This window comes from Alteromonas gracilis (assembly GCF_002993325.1).
Classification (GTDB): Bacteria; Pseudomonadota; Gammaproteobacteria; order Enterobacterales; family Alteromonadaceae; genus Alteromonas; species Alteromonas gracilis.
The window spans coordinates 138,764-155,663 of record NZ_PVNO01000024.1; the positions used below are offsets into that span (position 1 = coordinate 138,764).

14 protein-coding genes are annotated in these 16,900 nt (G+C 44.8%); 8 read left to right on the plus strand and 6 right to left on the minus strand.

What is annotated here, in order from left to right; translation table 11 throughout:
- Positions 1-61: 61 nt before the first annotated feature.
- The 5 genes from C6Y39_RS07715 to djlA all read right to left on the minus strand — a co-directional run bounded on the left by C6Y39_RS07715 (position 62) and on the right by djlA (position 5,182).
- Complete coding sequence (locus C6Y39_RS07715; RefSeq protein ID WP_105930701.1) at positions 62-343, minus strand: hypothetical protein; 282 nt, start codon at positions 341-343, stop codon at positions 62-64.
- 43 nt (positions 344-386) lie between these two features.
- Complete coding sequence (gene recJ, locus C6Y39_RS07720; protein ID WP_105930702.1) at positions 387-2,108, minus strand: single-stranded-DNA-specific exonuclease RecJ; 1,722 nt, start codon at positions 2,106-2,108, stop codon at positions 387-389.
- Positions 2,109-2,323: 215 nt separating this feature from the next.
- Positions 2,324-3,046 (minus strand): bifunctional protein-disulfide isomerase/oxidoreductase DsbC, encoded by a 723-nt coding sequence (dsbC, locus tag C6Y39_RS07725; protein WP_105930850.1) that lies wholly within the window; start codon positions 3,044-3,046, stop codon positions 2,324-2,326.
- A gap of 342 nt (positions 3,047-3,388) precedes the next feature.
- Positions 3,389-4,315 carry a site-specific tyrosine recombinase XerD gene (gene xerD / locus C6Y39_RS07730; RefSeq protein ID WP_105930703.1) on the minus strand — a complete coding sequence of 309 codons (927 nt, stop codon included), beginning with the start codon at positions 4,313-4,315 and terminating at the stop codon, positions 3,389-3,391.
- A complete protein-coding gene (gene djlA, locus C6Y39_RS07735; RefSeq protein ID WP_105930851.1) occupies positions 4,316-5,182 on the minus strand; it encodes a co-chaperone DjlA in 867 nt (288 codons plus the stop codon).
- A 501-nt stretch (positions 5,183-5,683) separates the two neighbouring features.
- Here djlA and lptD point away from each other — a divergent pair.
- The 8 genes from lptD to C6Y39_RS07775 all read left to right on the plus strand — a co-directional run bounded on the left by lptD (position 5,684) and on the right by C6Y39_RS07775 (position 15,441).
- Complete coding sequence (gene lptD, locus C6Y39_RS07740; RefSeq protein WP_105930704.1) at positions 5,684-7,936, plus strand: LPS assembly protein LptD; 2,253 nt, start codon at positions 5,684-5,686, stop codon at positions 7,934-7,936.
- Positions 7,937-7,965: 29 nt separating this feature from the next.
- Positions 7,966-9,279 (plus strand): peptidylprolyl isomerase SurA, encoded by a 1,314-nt coding sequence (surA, locus tag C6Y39_RS07745; protein WP_276309289.1) that lies wholly within the window; start codon positions 7,966-7,968, stop codon positions 9,277-9,279.
- 13 nt (positions 9,280-9,292) lie between these two features.
- Positions 9,293-10,279: a 4-hydroxythreonine-4-phosphate dehydrogenase PdxA gene (pdxA, locus tag C6Y39_RS07750; RefSeq protein ID WP_105930706.1), complete on the plus strand. Its 987-nt coding sequence runs from the start codon at positions 9,293-9,295 to the stop codon at positions 10,277-10,279.
- The gene (rsmA, locus tag C6Y39_RS07755) at positions 10,276-11,103 is read left to right on the plus strand and encodes a 16S rRNA (adenine(1518)-N(6)/adenine(1519)-N(6))-dimethyltransferase RsmA (RefSeq protein ID WP_105930707.1); all 828 of its coding nucleotides are present in this window, start codon (positions 10,276-10,278) and stop codon (positions 11,101-11,103) included. The genes pdxA and rsmA overlap by 4 nt, the downstream gene beginning before the upstream one ends.
- A gap of 8 nt (positions 11,104-11,111) precedes the next feature.
- Positions 11,112-11,486 carry a Co2+/Mg2+ efflux protein ApaG gene (apaG, locus tag C6Y39_RS07760; RefSeq protein ID WP_105930708.1) on the plus strand — a complete coding sequence of 125 codons (375 nt, stop codon included), beginning with the start codon at positions 11,112-11,114 and terminating at the stop codon, positions 11,484-11,486.
- Positions 11,487-11,493: 7 nt separating this feature from the next.
- The gene (locus tag C6Y39_RS07765; RefSeq protein ID WP_105930709.1) at positions 11,494-12,321 is read left to right on the plus strand and encodes a symmetrical bis(5'-nucleosyl)-tetraphosphatase; all 828 of its coding nucleotides are present in this window, start codon (positions 11,494-11,496) and stop codon (positions 12,319-12,321) included.
- Positions 12,322-12,622: 301 nt separating this feature from the next.
- Positions 12,623-14,647, plus strand: a complete 2,025-nt coding sequence (locus C6Y39_RS07770; RefSeq protein WP_105930710.1) for a HAMP domain-containing methyl-accepting chemotaxis protein — start codon at positions 12,623-12,625, stop codon at positions 14,645-14,647.
- 227 nt (positions 14,648-14,874) lie between these two features.
- Positions 14,875-15,441 carry an SOUL family heme-binding protein gene (locus C6Y39_RS07775; protein ID WP_105930852.1) on the plus strand — a complete coding sequence of 189 codons (567 nt, stop codon included), beginning with the start codon at positions 14,875-14,877 and terminating at the stop codon, positions 15,439-15,441.
- A gap of 72 nt (positions 15,442-15,513) precedes the next feature.
- Here the strand turns inward: C6Y39_RS07775 and lysC are convergent, their stop codons facing one another.
- A complete protein-coding gene (lysC, locus tag C6Y39_RS07780; protein ID WP_105930711.1) occupies positions 15,514-16,863 on the minus strand; it encodes a lysine-sensitive aspartokinase 3 in 1,350 nt (449 codons plus the stop codon).
- Positions 16,864-16,900 lie beyond the last annotated feature (37 nt).

Sequence of the window (16,900 nt, forward strand, 5' to 3'; positions counted from 1 at the left end):
AGCGATCCCGTTTCAATTTTTATCCGTTAGACTGCAATGGAGCATTCTACGAGCCACGCGCCTAACTGCGTTTGATTCGGACCACTTTCATAGTTTCAAATTCAATACCGGCCACGTCTTCAACATGTCGATAGTAAGTCACATTAACCCGAGCACCTTTCAAGCTCTGGTACTGCTGCTTACGTCGGTAGATAAAGGGCACATCGATGCCTTCCAGCATAATGGTGTGGCGGATCCAATCACTGTCTTTCTCTTCACGCTGCACATGCGACATCACTTTAACATTGTCGGTTTGATTTAGCTGACGATGCTTTTCAACCAATTTCTGTCTTTCGCTTTTCACCCTTTTATGCCCTTTGATTTACCCTGTAGCCACATCCACTAAGCTATATTGCTTCTATTTGCTCCACAATAAGTTGCACCGTCTCTTGCCCTCTAAATACATTGATATCGAGTCGATAAGCAATTCGAATACGCTTAATCATAGCATTTGGCCACAAGCTGATATCAACATTAAATGCTATAGCGTCGACCTCGTTGACACCGTCGGGCTTTAGCACCATTTTAAGGTGCTTTTGCCCCACTAAACGCTGATCGAGAAGGGTAAATTCACCATCAAATAGTGGAGACTCGAAGCCTTGTCCAAACGGGCCAGCTTGTCGCAGCAGGTGGGCAAAAGGCAGAGAGAGTTCTTCCGATGATAAATCTCCGTCCGAGAGCAGCGCGTGGCTACCGTCGAGTTTTTCCATATGCCTAGCCGCGATTTCAATAAACCCCTTCTCGAAGTCTTGCAACTTTTCAACGGGCAGGCTTAGGCCTGCTGCCATGGCGTGCCCACCAAACTTTTCAATAACACCCGGATAGCGGGTATTCACTTCATCAAGCACATCACGAATGTGTACGCCCGGAATAGAGCGTGCGGAGCCCTTTATGATTACGTCGTCTTGATGGGCAAAAGCGATAACGGGTTTAAGATACTTTTCTTTTAAACGCCCTGCGACAATCCCAATAACGCCCTGATGGAAGTCTTCACGATAAACCACCAGTGCACTTGGCATATCCCCCTCATCTAGCGCCATTTGCTCAAGCACAGCTTCAGCTTGCGCTTTCATACCGGTTTCAATTTCACGGCGCTCTTTATTAAGCGCGTCAAGTTCAGCCGCTATCATTCGCGCTTGAATCACTTCTTCTTCTAACAGGCAGGCAATGCCTTGCGACATGTCATCGAGGCGTCCTGCCGCGTTGAGCCTAGGCCCAACAACAAAGCCTAAGTCAGTTGAGGTCAAATGAGCGCAATCACGATTGGCCACTTCCACCAGTGCCTTAATACCTGGCCGACATTTGCCTGCCCGAATTCGCTGAAGCCCCTGGTGAACCAAAATTCGATTATTCTTATCCAGTACCACCACGTCTGCCACAGTACCGACGGCAACGATATCGAGCAGTGAAGCTAAATTTGGCGGCGCGATGCCTACCTTTTCAAAATACCCTCGCTGCTGCAACTCAGCCTTTAGCGCAAGCATAATATAAAAGGCTACGCCGACACCTGCTAAGTTTTTAGAGGGGAACGTACAACCAGGTTGGTTAGGATTTACTATCGCGTCAGCTGGCGGTAATACTCCACCAGGCAAATGGTGGTCGGTAACAACAACCTGCATTCCTAATGCTTTAGCATGGGTCACACCATCAATACAGGATATGCCGTTATCCACCGTAACAATAACCTCTGCCCCTTGTTTAGCAGCTTCGTCTACGATGGGCACGCTTAGTCCGTACCCAAAATCGAATCGATTAGGTACCAGGAAATCGACATTGTGATAGCCCATGGCGCGAAGCGCCAAAATGCACACTGAGGTACTAGTGGCACCATCGGCATCAAAATCGCCAACAATAATTACGCGCTTATTTTGTTCTATCGCATCAGCAAGGATTTGCGCTGCTTCTGGCATCCCTTTTAGGGCGTTGAAGTGGGTCAATCCTTTGAGACCGTTTTCCAAATCATCCATATTCGCCACATTGCGGCCACGATAAATTCTGTCGATAACTGGATGTAAGTCTGAGCTTAGCGAGGTGCCCGAAACCTCGCGGCGAACAATAGGCAAAATCATGAGATACCACTAACCAATATTGTCGTTACAATTGATGATGTACAGTGTCGACATACTCTTTACAGTAACAACCTGCTCTTTCAGTATCGCAATGTCTCACTGTACAAAAATGTGATGAAAAACTTTTTGGAAAAGAATTTAAGAGATAATACCCCAGAAAAAGAAAAAACGCACAAGTGCGTTTTTTCTATAATCTTTCGGAATTCTACAAAGCGTTATTCTGTCGCTTCTAGCGCCTTTGTCAACAAAGCAGCAGGCTGATATCCAGGTATCAGTGAACCGTCAGGCAAGATAATATTTGGGGTACCATTTACCCCTAACTTTTGCCCCAGCATATACTGCTCGGCTACCTTATTTTTGCAGCTTGCGCTGGCCACATCGCTACCCGCTTTTGCTCTAGTAAGTGCTTTTTGAGGGTCTTTGGCACACCATACTGACACCATATCTTCGTAATTCTGGCTATTTAGGCCCGAACGTGGAAATGCAAGATAATGAACAGTAATGCCAGCATCATTCAACGCATCAATTTCGTTGTGGAATTTGCGGCAGTAGCCACAGGTGATATCGGTGAAAACACTGATTTCATGCTTTTCATCTTTCGCTTTAAACGTTATTGACGACGACTCCATTTTTTTTACGCCGTCTTTTCGCAGACCAGAAAGCGCAATTTCTGTCTCGTTGCGCATTTCTTCGTCGATATTAAATACACGAGCCTGAAGTAGGTATTGACCATTTTCACTAACGTAAAACAAGCCGCGGTTTGTCGATACCTGCACCAAACCTGAAACTGGAGAGTCAGCAATCGTTTCCACGTCTAAACCTAACATCGACGTTAACTTGTCACGAATAGCGGCTTCATCAGCGGCGTGTGCGCTAAGCCCTAGCAATGAACTTGCTGCGACAACGCCAGCTAACAATATTTTCTTTACTACTTTCACTAAACATTTCTCCATTGTGCCTTTTGGGCAACTGCGCTGGTGCTCTCATTAACCAAAAAGCAACCACTCACAATATAACGTTATTTCTCATCAGACCGTAATAGTTGCCAAAAAATTGCATTTCACATACTAATTTTCAGGGAATATTCGCGAATATTCACGCCAGAAAACTGGCCGAGAGCTCTTATTCTAATTAATGCTCACATTACGATCACAACAACATTCACTCGACTAGAACATCCTACCATACACGATTCAACTTAATACACGCTGAATATGAACCTTATCTTATGCAGTACACCACTTATAGTATTTGTGATTTAAAGTTCGGTTCTTTTTACACTAGCCTCTTGGGTGATGACTGTGAATAAGCGTTTGAAGTCGCTCTGTTGCCACGTGGGTATAAATTTGAGTAGTAGAGAGGTCACTGTGTCCTAACAGCATTTGCACAACACGCAAATCAGCGCCGTGATTAAGCAAATGTGTTGCGAAGGCATGCCTTAGGGTGTGTGGTGACAAATGCTGTTCAATACCGGCTTTCACAGCATAATATTTAATACGGTGCCAAAACGTCTGACGAGTCATTTTCTGACCTCGTTTGCTAAGGAACACAAAGTCAGAGGGCTTAGTTGCCAGGATGGGACGCGCCGTTTTGATATAGGTAAGCAGCCATTCAATTGCTTCTTCCCCCAATGGAACTAAACGCTCTTTGTTACCTTTACCTACTACTCGCACTACACCTTGTTGAATACTTATCTGATCCATCGTCAACCCGATAAGTTCACTCACTCGAAGACCGGTAGCGTAGAGCACTTCGAGCATGCTTTTATCTCTACATTCAATAGGGTCGTCCGTAAGCGGTGAATTAAGCAAGTCTTCTACCTGCTGCTCGCTTAAAGATGAGGGCAACGCTTTGGGTGTTTTAGGGTTAGATAGCGCTGAAACTGGACTATCAACGCGAACTTGCTTGCTAATAAGATAAACGAAAAACGCTCGAATTGCGCTCAGCGCTCTTTGAGTACTGCGTGTCGATAATCCTTTATCATGGCGAAATGCTAAATAGTCCTGAAGCTGCTCGGTAGTTAACACTGCGATATCTTTAACGCCTACGTTATTGCTGAAAATAGCAAGCTTGGTAAGGTCTGTGCGATAGCTTTGCTGCGTATGTTCTGACAACCCTTTTTCAAGCCACAGCATTTCGATAAATCCATCGATATGCGCTTGGCTGGCCGCCGGCACATAGGTTAGCTCGCGTTCAGTCCTCGTCATTTAAAAGCCACGCTTTTGTTTGATTAATTCATAGGCTGACTGAATATCTTGTGCTTTTTTCTTAGCAATTTCCATGGCCTGCTCTGGTAACCCTTTAGAGACAAGCTTATCCGGGTGATGTTCGGCCATGCGTTTTCTGTATGCACGTTTAATGGTTTTCTCATCGTCGGAAGACGACACGCCTAATATTTTATAAGCGTCATCAATACTTTGCTGTTCTGAATATGCAGATTGATGCCCGGCAGAGTGTTGACGTTGCCCCGCTCCTGAATGAGCACGCTGACCGCCTCGTTGTCTAAAGCGAATTTCCGCCTCGTACATAGAAATTAAGTAGTCTAAATCCCGGCGTCTAAAGCCTAACGGTTTCGCTACTTTCTCAAGTACATGATATTCCTCTTGAGAGAGTTGACCGTCGGCAAATGCAGCTTGGATAAGTATTTCCAGAAATACTTGGAGTATATCTCTTCTTCCATGACTTGCTTCATAGAACCCTTTTAAGGTGTCGACCAAAGGAAAATCCCGTGCTTTTCCTTCTCTAAACGCATCTTGTGCTTCACGTCGAGCATCACCTGTTAAGCGCATTTCATCCATAAGTGATGTAGCGATCTGGATTTCACGGTCTGTTACTTTACCGTCTGATTTGGCTAAATGCCCTAATGCACTAAACAAGCTATGAAAGAAGATAGCCTGTTGCTTTAGGTTGTCCTGATCGGTAAAAAAACGCCCAAATCCACCTAACTGATTGAAGTTTTGACGGTAAGCTTTATCGAAAAAGTGCCCTATTAGTAGACCAAAGATAGCCCCAACTACGTGTTTAAAAAACATAAAGCCGAATAAGGCGCCGAGGATTTTTCCCCAAATTGACATCGCGTCATACTCCATTAGTGCACGAATCAAAAAGGTAATGCTTTCTTTGCCTGTGCACGCCGTGCACAGCGTGACATCTCTTGCATCATATCAAATACATAAGCTAGTTAACTAGCGCTAGTAGCGCTTTGCTTGTCGTTTTTCCCAGTATCTGTCTCAACAGTACTAATGCACTATTTGTTGGACAACTACAATTCACTGTCTTCTGGTCTTGAAGGCTTAAAATCAAGCAAAGAACAGATAATCGCGTTACTCGTTGCGATGATAAACCTATAAAAGTGCATTTTTTTACCTGAATGGTTGGTAATTGTGCCAGAAGTGCTTAGAATTGAGCCCCTAAATAAAAAGTAATCGCAAGTGATAAACTGATTCACCTCAAGCTTTGGTTGGAACTGGTACTATCACTGGTTTTTTTAAACGTTATGTCGAACTAACCAAGACGCACACCGTCTCACTTGGGTTTAAAAGCAACATACAACAAAACAGGCCACCCATTAACGCATGAAAAACACCTGCGCCATGCTTGTTTCCGCGACTCTTTTGCCTACGGTCGCGTTTGCACAGGAAACGACAACTTCAGACGCTATCTCCCTAACAGATGCAGCTCCACTGGCATTTTGTTCGGTGGAACCTGTTACTTTTAGCAGCCAGGCACTAATGCCTAAAGGCCACGTAAAAGTGGAAGCAAACCGCACTGAAATTATCCAAGATACCGTAGCCCTGTTTTCAGGCAATGTCGATATTACCTCGGATACCGCAATAATCAGTGCATCACAGGCCCAAATCAATGGCGGTGGTCGCGACCTTATTGCGAAAGGTGATGTGACCTACCAAGATGCGCAGTTAAAAGTAGAAAGCGATGCTGTAACTCTTCGTTCAGAAGAAGAGCGTCTAGAAATGCAAAACACCCGATATCAACTCACCGGTTTTGTCGGCCAAGGCGCTGCCAGAGACATAGTACTCGATACCGCCTCAGGTATTGTGCTTAAAGACGTAAGCTTTACTACCTGCCCTGAAGGTGAAGAAGACTGGTTGATACGGGCCAGTGAAATAAGTTTGGAAAAAGGGACAGTATGGGGGCAAGCCAAACATACTCGGTTTTATATTGCCGACGTGCCGGTGTTCTACTTACCCTATTTTGCTTTTCCAGTAAGCAATGAAAGACAAACAGGTCTGCTGTTTCCTGAACTAACCAGCTCGAGCAGAACTGGGGTCGATTACACTCAACCTTTTTATTGGAATATTGCGCCTAATTACGACATGACGATATCGCCGCGAGTGATGTCACTTCGCGGCCTGCAGCTTAATACTGAGTTTCGTTATCTAACTGAGCGCAGTGAAGGTAAAGCCTACGTAGAATACTTACCAAGCGATTCGGATATTGAAGGTAACCCTGACCGTTATTTTTATCGGTTAGAACACCAAGGCCTGATTGCTGATAATTGGTTGCTCAACATAGATTTTAACGGGTTGAGTGATAATAACTACCTTGTAGATTTAGGCTCTGACTATTACAGCCGTGCAGATACTCACCTTTATCGTAGCGTTGGGTTAAGTTACTACTCAGAAAATTTATCTGTAAATATGCAGATAAAAGATTTCGAAGTACTTGGTGACACCGCAGATAGCTACCGCGCCGTACCTGAAATAAAGGTGAATTACAGCAAATCTTTAGGCGACTATTTTGAATTTAACTTGGATTCAGAAGTCGCGCATTTTGACAATACGCTAGATACAGCGCCAACCGCCACCCGTTTTCACATTGCGCCAACACTAGCGATGCCGCTACGCGCCGCATGGGGTGAACTTGTCGCTGAAACTACGGTATTTCAAACGGTTTATCAGCAAGATAACGTCGAGGGCACTAACCTAAAAGAGGACGTGGAGCGCACTCTTGGTCAAGCGCGTATTTACGGCGCATTGTATTTTGAGCGAGATACATCATGGTTTAGTGACGACATGTCCATGACACTAGAACCGAAAGTACAATACCTCTACACTTCTTATGAAGACCAAACTGCCATCGGATTTTACGACTCCACGCCTCTTCTTACCGACGTGGAAGGGCTATTTAGGGGCCAGGAATTTACTGGACTTGATCGCATTAGTGACAACAATCAAATAACCCTTGGCGCTACCACACGCATGCTTGATAAAAACAATCGGGAACAATTTGTTCTTAGTGTGGGTCAGATATTCTACCTTGAAGATAACAAAGTCATTGCGGCAACTAAAAATCAAGATCGTTCTGCACTTGCGGCCGAAATTGACTGGCGCTTTAACAACAATTGGTTCTTCCATTCTGATGTGCAGGTAACCACTGATACTGACAAAGTTGATTTGAGTAGCGTAGGTATTGAATACCGCAAAGATGACGCGCGCTTTATTCAATTAAGTCATCGCTATGTTCGCGATCTCAGCGGCGAAACGATAGATCAAATCGGTATTTCTGCAAGCTGGCCTATTTCTGAAAACTGGCAATGGGTTGGTCGAACATATCGAGATCTAGAGCGCAACAGAAGTGTAGAAACTTACGCAGGTATACAATATGAGTCTTGCTGCTGGGCAGTGCGCCTTGTTGCACAGCGCAGCTTAAATAACCGTTATAATGACGTTGGCCAGCAAACAACCGACGACTTTGATTCTGGTATATCGCTGCAGTTTATCTTTAAAGGCATTGGTTCGTCGGGAACCCGAAGAAGCATGCTACAAGACGGTATGTTTGGCTATCGTCAGCCTTATAGTTTAAATTAACCCGCAGTTGAGCGTTTTTAATCGCTTAAATGCAATTAACCAATAATAAAAGAGTGTGTATGAAGTTCATTATCCGTGCATTGATGTTAGGTGCCCTACTCTCGTTTAACAGTGTTGCGCAAGAAGTTATGCTTGATCGTGTTGCTGTCATTGTTGACCAAGGCGTGGTACTTGAAAGCGAAATTGATGCCCTTGTACAAGAAGTAAAGCGCAACGCAGAAGCGAATAATCAACAGCTGCCTTCAGACAGAGCGCTGCGCACACAGGCTATTGAGCGTTTGATCACCAAAAATCTACAGCTTCAAATGGCTGAACGTATGGGTATACGCATAAGCGACCCACAATTGGAACAGACTATTAGCAATATTGCGTCTAACCAAAATGCAACCGTTGAGCAGCTTCGCGCTCAATTGGCAGCTGAGGGGATCGCCTACGATGATTACCGCGAAGATATTCGTGAAGAAATTATCATGGGTGAAGTTCGCCGTGCTAACGTGCGCCGTCGTGTTTATATTACGCCACAAGAAATTGATACGCTGATTGACTTAATCGAGCAACAGGGCGCGACCCAGGCAGAATACCGTTTAGGTCACATTCTTATTGGTTTCCCGCCGGAACCAACGGACGAAGACATTCAAGCTGCTCGTGAGCGCGCAGATAAAGTTATTTCACTCTTAGAGTCAGGTTCTGATTTTGCTAAAATCGCCATTGCATCATCTTCAGGCAATGAGGCGCTAGAAGGCGGTGATATGGGCTGGCTGAACATTAATGCTATGCCTACACTGTTTGCTGAAGCTGTTCAAGACAAGGATAAAGATGCGCTTGTTGGGCCTATTCGAAGTGGTGCAGGTTTTCACATTTTAAAAGTGTTAGACACACGCGGAATTGAAAAAGTCACCGTTGAAGAAGTAAATTCTCGTCACATCCTTGTGAAGCCGTCTATCATTCTTAGTGAAGAGAAAGCCAAAGCAATGCTGGTTCGCTTTAGAGAGGAAGTGAAAAGCGGCGAGTCTGACTTTGCTGAATTAGCAAAAGAGTACTCTGAAGATCCAGGCTCTGCGTTGCGCGGTGGTGAATTAGGCTGGTCAGACCCAGAGAACTATACGCCAGCGTTTAAAGAAGCGTTAGCACAGCTTGAGCCTGGTGAGTTCAGTGAGCCAGTTCGTTCAACATTCGGCTGGCACTTAATTCAGCTTATCGATCGTCGCATGGATGACGCAACAGATAAGCGCAAAGAAGACAAAGCATACCAGCTTATCTTCAACCGTAAATTTGCAGAGGAAACCGAGAACTGGTTACGTGAGATGCGCGATGCAGCTTACGTCGAAGTTGTCGAGTCGTAACAATAAGTTATTCATGACTACACCAATAAAAATAGCAATAACCCCGGGAGAGCCGGCAGGTATCGGGCCAGATTTGATAATTAAACTGGCCCAAGAAGCATGGCAAGCGCAGCTTGTCGTATTCGCCGATGGCGAGATGCTTAAAGCACGAGCAAGCGCGTTAGGTCTGTCCCTCACACTTATCGATTACGATGCCAATAACCCGCAGATTCAAGCTGCGGGTTCACTGTTTATAAAACAAATTGATAAGTCGGTCGAAGTTTTACCGGGCACACTTGATAGCGAAAACGGTTTATACGTGGTAGAAACTCTGCGTCAAGCGTGTCAGGCAAATATGGACGGCGATTTTGATGCGGTTGTTACAGGCCCTGTTCACAAAGGTATTATCAACAAAGCGGGTGTATCGTTTAGCGGCCATACCGAGTTCTTTGCGTATCAGTCAAATACCATAGACGTTGTGATGCTACTTGCCACTGAAGGGCTAAACGTTGCCCTTGCTACAACTCATATTCCGCTAGAATACGTAGCAAAAGCAATAACTCGAGACCGTCTGTACAAAGTTATTCATATCATCAATACCGATCTGAAACTTAAGTTTGGTATTAAAGAGCCCCACATTTACGTATGCGGTTTGAACCCGCATGCCGGAGAAGATGGGCATATTGGCACTGAAGAAATTCATACAATTATTCCTGCGCTCGATGAGCTTAGGGAAGAAGGGCTCAAGATAACTGGACCTTTACCGGCCGATACCATCTTTCAACCTAAATACTTAGAACATGCTGACGTAGTGCTTGCTATGTATCATGACCAGGGCCTTCCCGTGTTAAAATACAAAGGTTTTGGGGCATCTGTGAATATTACCTTGGGATTACCCTTTATTCGCACTTCGGTCGATCACGGTACTGCGCTAGATTTAGCGGGTACGGGAGAAGCCGACGCCGGCAGTTTTAGAAAAGCATTGGAAAAAGCCATTGAGCTTGCATATCACCAACAATGAGTAAAACACATTTAGGCCATACGGCCAGAAAGCGATTTGGACAAAATTTCTTACACGATGAATATGTTATAGGAAAAATTGTCGCCGCAATCGCGCCTAAAAACGAACAAAACTTGGTAGAGATTGGGCCTGGTTTAGGTGCGTTGACAGACCCCGTTTGTGAAGAAGTAGACGCACTAACGGTTATAGAATTAGACCGCGACTTAGCAAAGCGCTTGCGCCATCATCCGTTCAACGGTGATAAACTCACCGTTATTGAACAAGATGCGATGACCATGGATTTTGGCTCACTGGCTAAAGAGATGCCGGTAAAAGACAAAAAGATTCGCGTGTTTGGCAACTTGCCTTACAACATCTCAACGCCGTTGATGTTCCACCTTTTCGACCATGCTCACTGCATTGAAGACATGCACTTCATGCTACAAAAGGAAGTGGTTAATCGTTTGGCTGCAGGGCCTGGGTCGAAAAATTACGGCAGGCTTTCCGTCATGGCACAATATTATTGCCATGTTATTCCGGTACTGAATGTACCGCCGGGTGCCTTTAAGCCACCACCAAAAGTCGATTCTGCGGTAGTGAAGCTTGTGCCACACCAGGCTCCGCCTGTTGACGTTGAGTCTGTGAATACGCTCGAACGTGTTTGTGCTCAAGCCTTTAATCAGCGCCGTAAAACCATACGCAACTCACTTAAAGATTGTTTAAGTGAAGATGAAATTCGTGAACTAGGTCTCGACCCTACTTGTCGCGCTGAAGTTTTATCACTCAACGATTTTGCCACACTGGCTAATGCAGTAACGGCAAAAGAGAGTCAACAAGAGCAATAGCCATATTCATGGATGTACTTGATATTAAGGTGCGGGTAAAAACCCGTCACCTCCCAGAACACCTTCCGTCAGATTCAAAGCAGTTTGCCTTTGCGTACCACATCACAATTGAGAACAATAGTGATAAAACCGTACAGCTTATTAATCGCTACTGGAAAATAACTGACGCAAATGGCAAAACGTCGGAAGTGCAAGGCGCAGGTGTTGTGGGTAAACAACCCATATTGAAAGCTGGCGAGCAATTTGAATATACCAGTGGCGCAGTCATTGACACCCCAGTGGGTAATATGGAAGGCTATTACGAGATGGAGTTAGAAGACGGCGAGCGTTTTCGACTTCCAATCGATATATTTCGTCTAGCTATCCCCAGTATTCTCCATTAAGGATTTTATGTCTCGCGGAAACACTTACGTCGTTGGCGATATTCAAGGCTGCTATGATGGTCTTCGTCGCCTTCTTGATAAAGTTAAATTCGATGACACAAACGATACGCTTCTTGCTGTAGGCGACTTAGTTGCCCGGGGAGAAGACTCCCTTAATACGCTGCGCTTTTTAAAATCCCTCGGTAAAAATTTTCATAGCGTGTTGGGCAATCATGATTTACATCTGCTCTCGGTAGTTAATGGCATACGAAAGTCAAAAAAGTCAGATAAATTAGAGCCACTGCTTAAGGCATCAGACTTACCTGAACTTGTTGACTGGCTACGACGCTTGCCGTTGGCAATGAAAATTGACGACCGCTCAGTAATGATACATGCAGGGCTTTATCCTAAATGGTCAATCGAACAAAGCATATCTCTTAGCGACGAAGTGAGCGAAGTTTTGAAGGCTGATAACTATGCTGACTTTCTGGAGAGCATGTACGGGAATACCCCCGATAATTGGTCTGAGAACTTAGAAGGTGCAGAGCGACTTCGCTTTATCGTAAATGCGTGTACTCGTATGCGATTTGTTTATGATAATGGCACACTCGATTTTGACAACAAGTCCCACCCTAGCGCCGTGTCTCATAGCACGAGCAACACAATCATGCCTTGGTTTGAGCACCAAAACACTCAGCTTTCATCTGAACAACGGGTTGTTTTTGGTCATTGGGCCGCGCTTTCAGGCCAAACTAACAGCCATCAATTTATAGGGCTAGATACGGGATATGTTTGGGGACAGAGCATGACCTTACTGAATTTAGACAACTCATTACAAGTTGCAATCGACGCTTAAAAAACACAAAAGACAACTTTAATACCAGTCCGCATAGATAATTCCCCCCCTTACCGACGCTACTTTTAAAAAACAACTGGTATTACCAGCTAAATTTTGCAAATTATTTTTATACTAAGTGACTAAATAAAATAAACATTAAGTTATTGTAGCCGATACAATTACGTCAGTTAGTAACGATGATGTTTAATTATCTTCTCTGCTTAAGAACAATACTGCAGCTTTTAAGCGCTATATTTTGTTGGCTGAGACGGGTAATATCGTTAGAGATAAAAATAAAAACACTCATCCAGGAGTTCCGATGAAAATAACGGTAGCCACACGCGTAATCGGGGGATTTGTCGCGATTAGCGCACTTCTAATCGTCATTAGTGTTGTTTCACTTTATAACCTCAACTCAATAGGTTCAGCCACTGAAGAAGTTAACGATGTTGCGCTTCCAACAGTAGCAGGCAGTAATGCGCTTAAAGCAAGCTTTCTTAACATGGGTCGCCTGACCTTTGAAAGCTACATTGAAGAGAATTTAAGTGAGCTGAAAGACAAAAGAACGGCTTTCAATTCGGCAAAAGATACCTTCGAAAGTGAGTATAAAAAGCTAGCACAGGCCGTTAACAATGAGCCTGAACTCAAAAATACGCTTAGCTCGGTACGCGAGTCTTACGAGAGTTATATCACTAACGTTGAGGCTATGTATAAAAACCACCAAATGTACCTTGATTTGCGCAACACGATTCAAGACAGACTCGGTGACGCTGAAGATAATGCTGACGACGCATCAACGTATCTACTAGATTTTTCAGATTTAGACAGTGTTCAGCGCGACGCAAACCTTCGTAGGGCAGCAGAGGTTGGCGGTCAGCTAGAAACTTCATTGCTTTCTCTGCTAACTGTATCTTATGAGTACATTAAAACTCAGACCATAGTGCGTTCACAAACCTTGGGGAACGAAGTCGATCTTGTGGTTGAGAAAGTGGTAACTCAGCTGAGCGACATGATGCAGACCGCGGGCGGACGCGACGATTCGGGCACGCTTGATGACATTAACGATCTAGTTAATAACGCAATTAACGCGATCAAAGCAAACGACGGGGTAATGCAGCTCCACGTTGATAGATTAGAGCGCAGAAACGACGCCGAGAAAGCGTTAAATACGTCAGATGACAATATTGCACAAGGTGTTGTAGCTCTAGAAAACCTTCTTACGCTTGCAGATAAAAAAGCATCGCATGTGGAAAGTCAGGTAAACGGTGCTATCACAACGGGTAACACTGTAGTCATTGTGGTGGTGTTGATTTCTATCGCCGTTGCGGCAATTATCGGTTTCGCAACAGTGCGCGCTATCACACGCCCACTTTATCGTGTAAACGAGCTACTTACTGTTGCTTCATCAGGTGACCTTACACATCGCTTAGATGATTCTGCACAGGACGAATTTGGTCTTCTAGCGCGAAACTGCAATACGCTAATTGGTAACCTAAAAGAGCTTATCACTGCGATTAACGTACGCGCGGAGCAGTTAGCTGCGGCGTCAGAACAAACTTCGGCGGTTACGGCACAAACTACCCATTCTATTCAAGATCAAAAATCACAAATTGGCCAAGTGGCCACGGCGACGACAGAAATGCACTCAACGTCGCAATTGGTCGTTCAGAATGCTGAAGATACACTAAGCCAAATTCGCCATGCAGATGCAGAAGCAGAAAACGTTCGTAAGATTTCTCTTGAAAATAAAAACACGATTGAGATCTTATCTCGCGACGTACAGGAGGCTGCTGACGTTATCAATAAGCTTCATCAAGACAGCGCGAGCATTGGCGGGATCCTTGACGTTATCCGCGGTGTTGCGGACCAAACCAATTTGCTAGCGTTGAACGCGGCTATTGAAGCTGCACGTGCAGGTGAGCAAGGCCGAGGCTTCGCGGTAGTGGCCGATGAAGTAAGAACCCTTGCCAGCCGTACGCAGGAGTCAACGCAAGAAATCAATGCCATGATTGAAGTACTACAAGCTGGGGCTGAGAAGGCTGTAGCGGTAATGGAGCAAGGTAAAGAACAAACCGCAGCCTGCGTTGCGCAAACTGAAAAAGCAACCCAGGCACTGGATATCATCACTGATGCGGTGCACAAAGCACATGACGTAAGCTCTCAAATTGAGCAGTCAGCGCGTGAACAGAACACAGTGTCGCAAGAAATCAGTGAAAAGCTCGAAACCATTGTTGGCATCGCTGAAGAGACTACAGCAGGTGCACAACAAACGTCTGAGTCTAGCCATGAAGTGGCTCGCCTCGCTGACGAGTTACAGCAGTCTATTAGGCAGTTTAAAGTGTAACTTTGCTCAACAGACTACTTTAAAAGGGGCGCGCGCCCCTTTTTTGTTTTTAGCTTGCCTAAATGAATCCATCCATCTTCTACCGCTGGGCTTCACTGGAAATATAATTGAGCATAAAAAGCTGGAAACAAGTAATAAGAATATGAGTTTCTAACTTTTTAACTAATATGCGTTTACGTCGAATTAGCCTTATTTCTGCTTTCACCGCTTTTTGGATACCCCTTTCCATGAGTCATGCCGAGCCCTCTTATTACAAAGACACAGAAACACTTTCTTACGCCGTCATCGAAACGCTTTCTGACGATACAGAAATTAGACACTATGAAGCGTCTATGGCGGTAGAGTCGTCTGGTAATCAAGACACCGGGGCTTTCAGGCTCTTGTTTAATTACATTTCAGGTGAAAACAAAACTAACACTGATGTGTCAATGACGTCACCTGTAGAGGTTGGCAATAATGCCACAAAGATTTCGATGACCTCCCCTGTAGAGATGTCATCGCCCGATAAAATGATGTTTTTCTTACCAAGTAAATACAGTGCTGAGAACGCCCCTGTGCCAACCCATGAAGATGTGTCTTTAGTGACCGTGCCAGCAAGAACAGTGGCTGCAATTCGGTACTCTGGGCTAAACGGTGACGATAAAAAAGAGGAATTTAAAAATAAACTGCTTAAAACGTTGAGCGATAACAATATCAAGGCGGTCGGAGCGCCCAGTTACATGGGGTATGACTCCCCTTTTACGCTTCCTTGGAATAAACGCCACGAGATCATCGTTCCTGTAGAAATTAAATAAGCCAGTCCAGCCTTAAAAAAACGGCCGCTTACATAAGCGGCCGTTTTAATTTCATAGATGTAAGTAAAGGATTTATTCAAATAACGTTGTGTGAAGCTTTCGAACAATTACATCGCTATCTGTTTCATTTACTAAAAACGACAAGTTGTGCGGGTTAGCACCAAAGCAAATCATACGCAGGTTAAAGTCTGATACCGCAGATAGAATTTTGCTTGAAACGCCTACAGCTGTCTGCATGTTGTTACCAACAACGGTGACAAGATCATAGCCTTTTTCCACTTTCACATCACAGATGGTCTCAAGTTCGGCAATGGTTTCTTTGTTCAGTCGCTGAGCCACAGAATTTGCTGGGTTATCAAGAGTAAAAGATACCGAGATTTCCGAGGTCGTAACCAAATCAACACTTAGCTTGTGCTTAGCGATAATTGCGAACACTTGTTGTAAGAAGCCCTGAGCATACATCATCTTAGGGGTCTTAACCGTTACCATTACTTGTTCTTTGCGGCGAGTGATGGCGCGATAAGGTGGCTCGTGCTCGCAGTCGCGTACAATCCAAGTACCGCCCTTTTCAGGCTCTTTGCTTGACCCTACAAACACTTTAATGTCTTTTCGAAGCGCAGGTTCCATAGTTGCCGGGTGAAGAACTTTAGCTCCGAAGGTGGCCATTTCCGCCGCTTCTTCAAAACTAAGCTCTGGCAAGGGGTGAGCCGCAGGTGTAATGCGCGGGTCAGTTGTGTATACACCCGTTACATCGGTCCAAATTTCACAGGACTCCGCATCAAGTGCTTCTGCAAGCAGGGCCGCTGTAAAGTCAGAACCGCCACGACCTAGCGTTGTGGTTCGGCCTTGTTCATCTGCACCGACGAAGCCTTGTGTAACAACGATAGCGTTCTCAATTTCAGGTGCCAATAATTGTTTGGACAGCTTTTCTATTTCTTCAATTTGAGGCGCGCCTTCACCAAACTCACTGTCCGTACGCAGCACCTTACGTACGTCAAAGTTCATGGTTTTTACGCCCTCTTCTGCAAGCACTGAGGCGAACATCAGTGATGACATTCGCTCACCCATAGAAAGCAGCTGATCTTTTAGGTCGTCTTGATGAAGAATTTCTTCGTGAAACGCTAAGCTACGCATTTCTTCTAACAAATCATTGAGTTTCGGCTCTACCGCATCTTTGTCTTTTAACTTGTTAAGAATGGCAAGCTCAATGTTGATGATAGCCTGACAGGTCTCTTCAATTTGCTGCTGCGTCATGGGTGTATGCGCTAAGCTTACTAGATGATTGGTTACACCTGCTGCAGCGCTTACTACCACAATGCGCGTTTTGTCATTACCGGCAACAATTCGGGCGCAGTTTTGCATTACTTCGTAATTCGCAACGCTAGTTCCACCGAACTTAGCTATCGATAAGGCATTTGTCACTATATTTAACTCCAGAATAAAACTAGCTTTTTGCTAG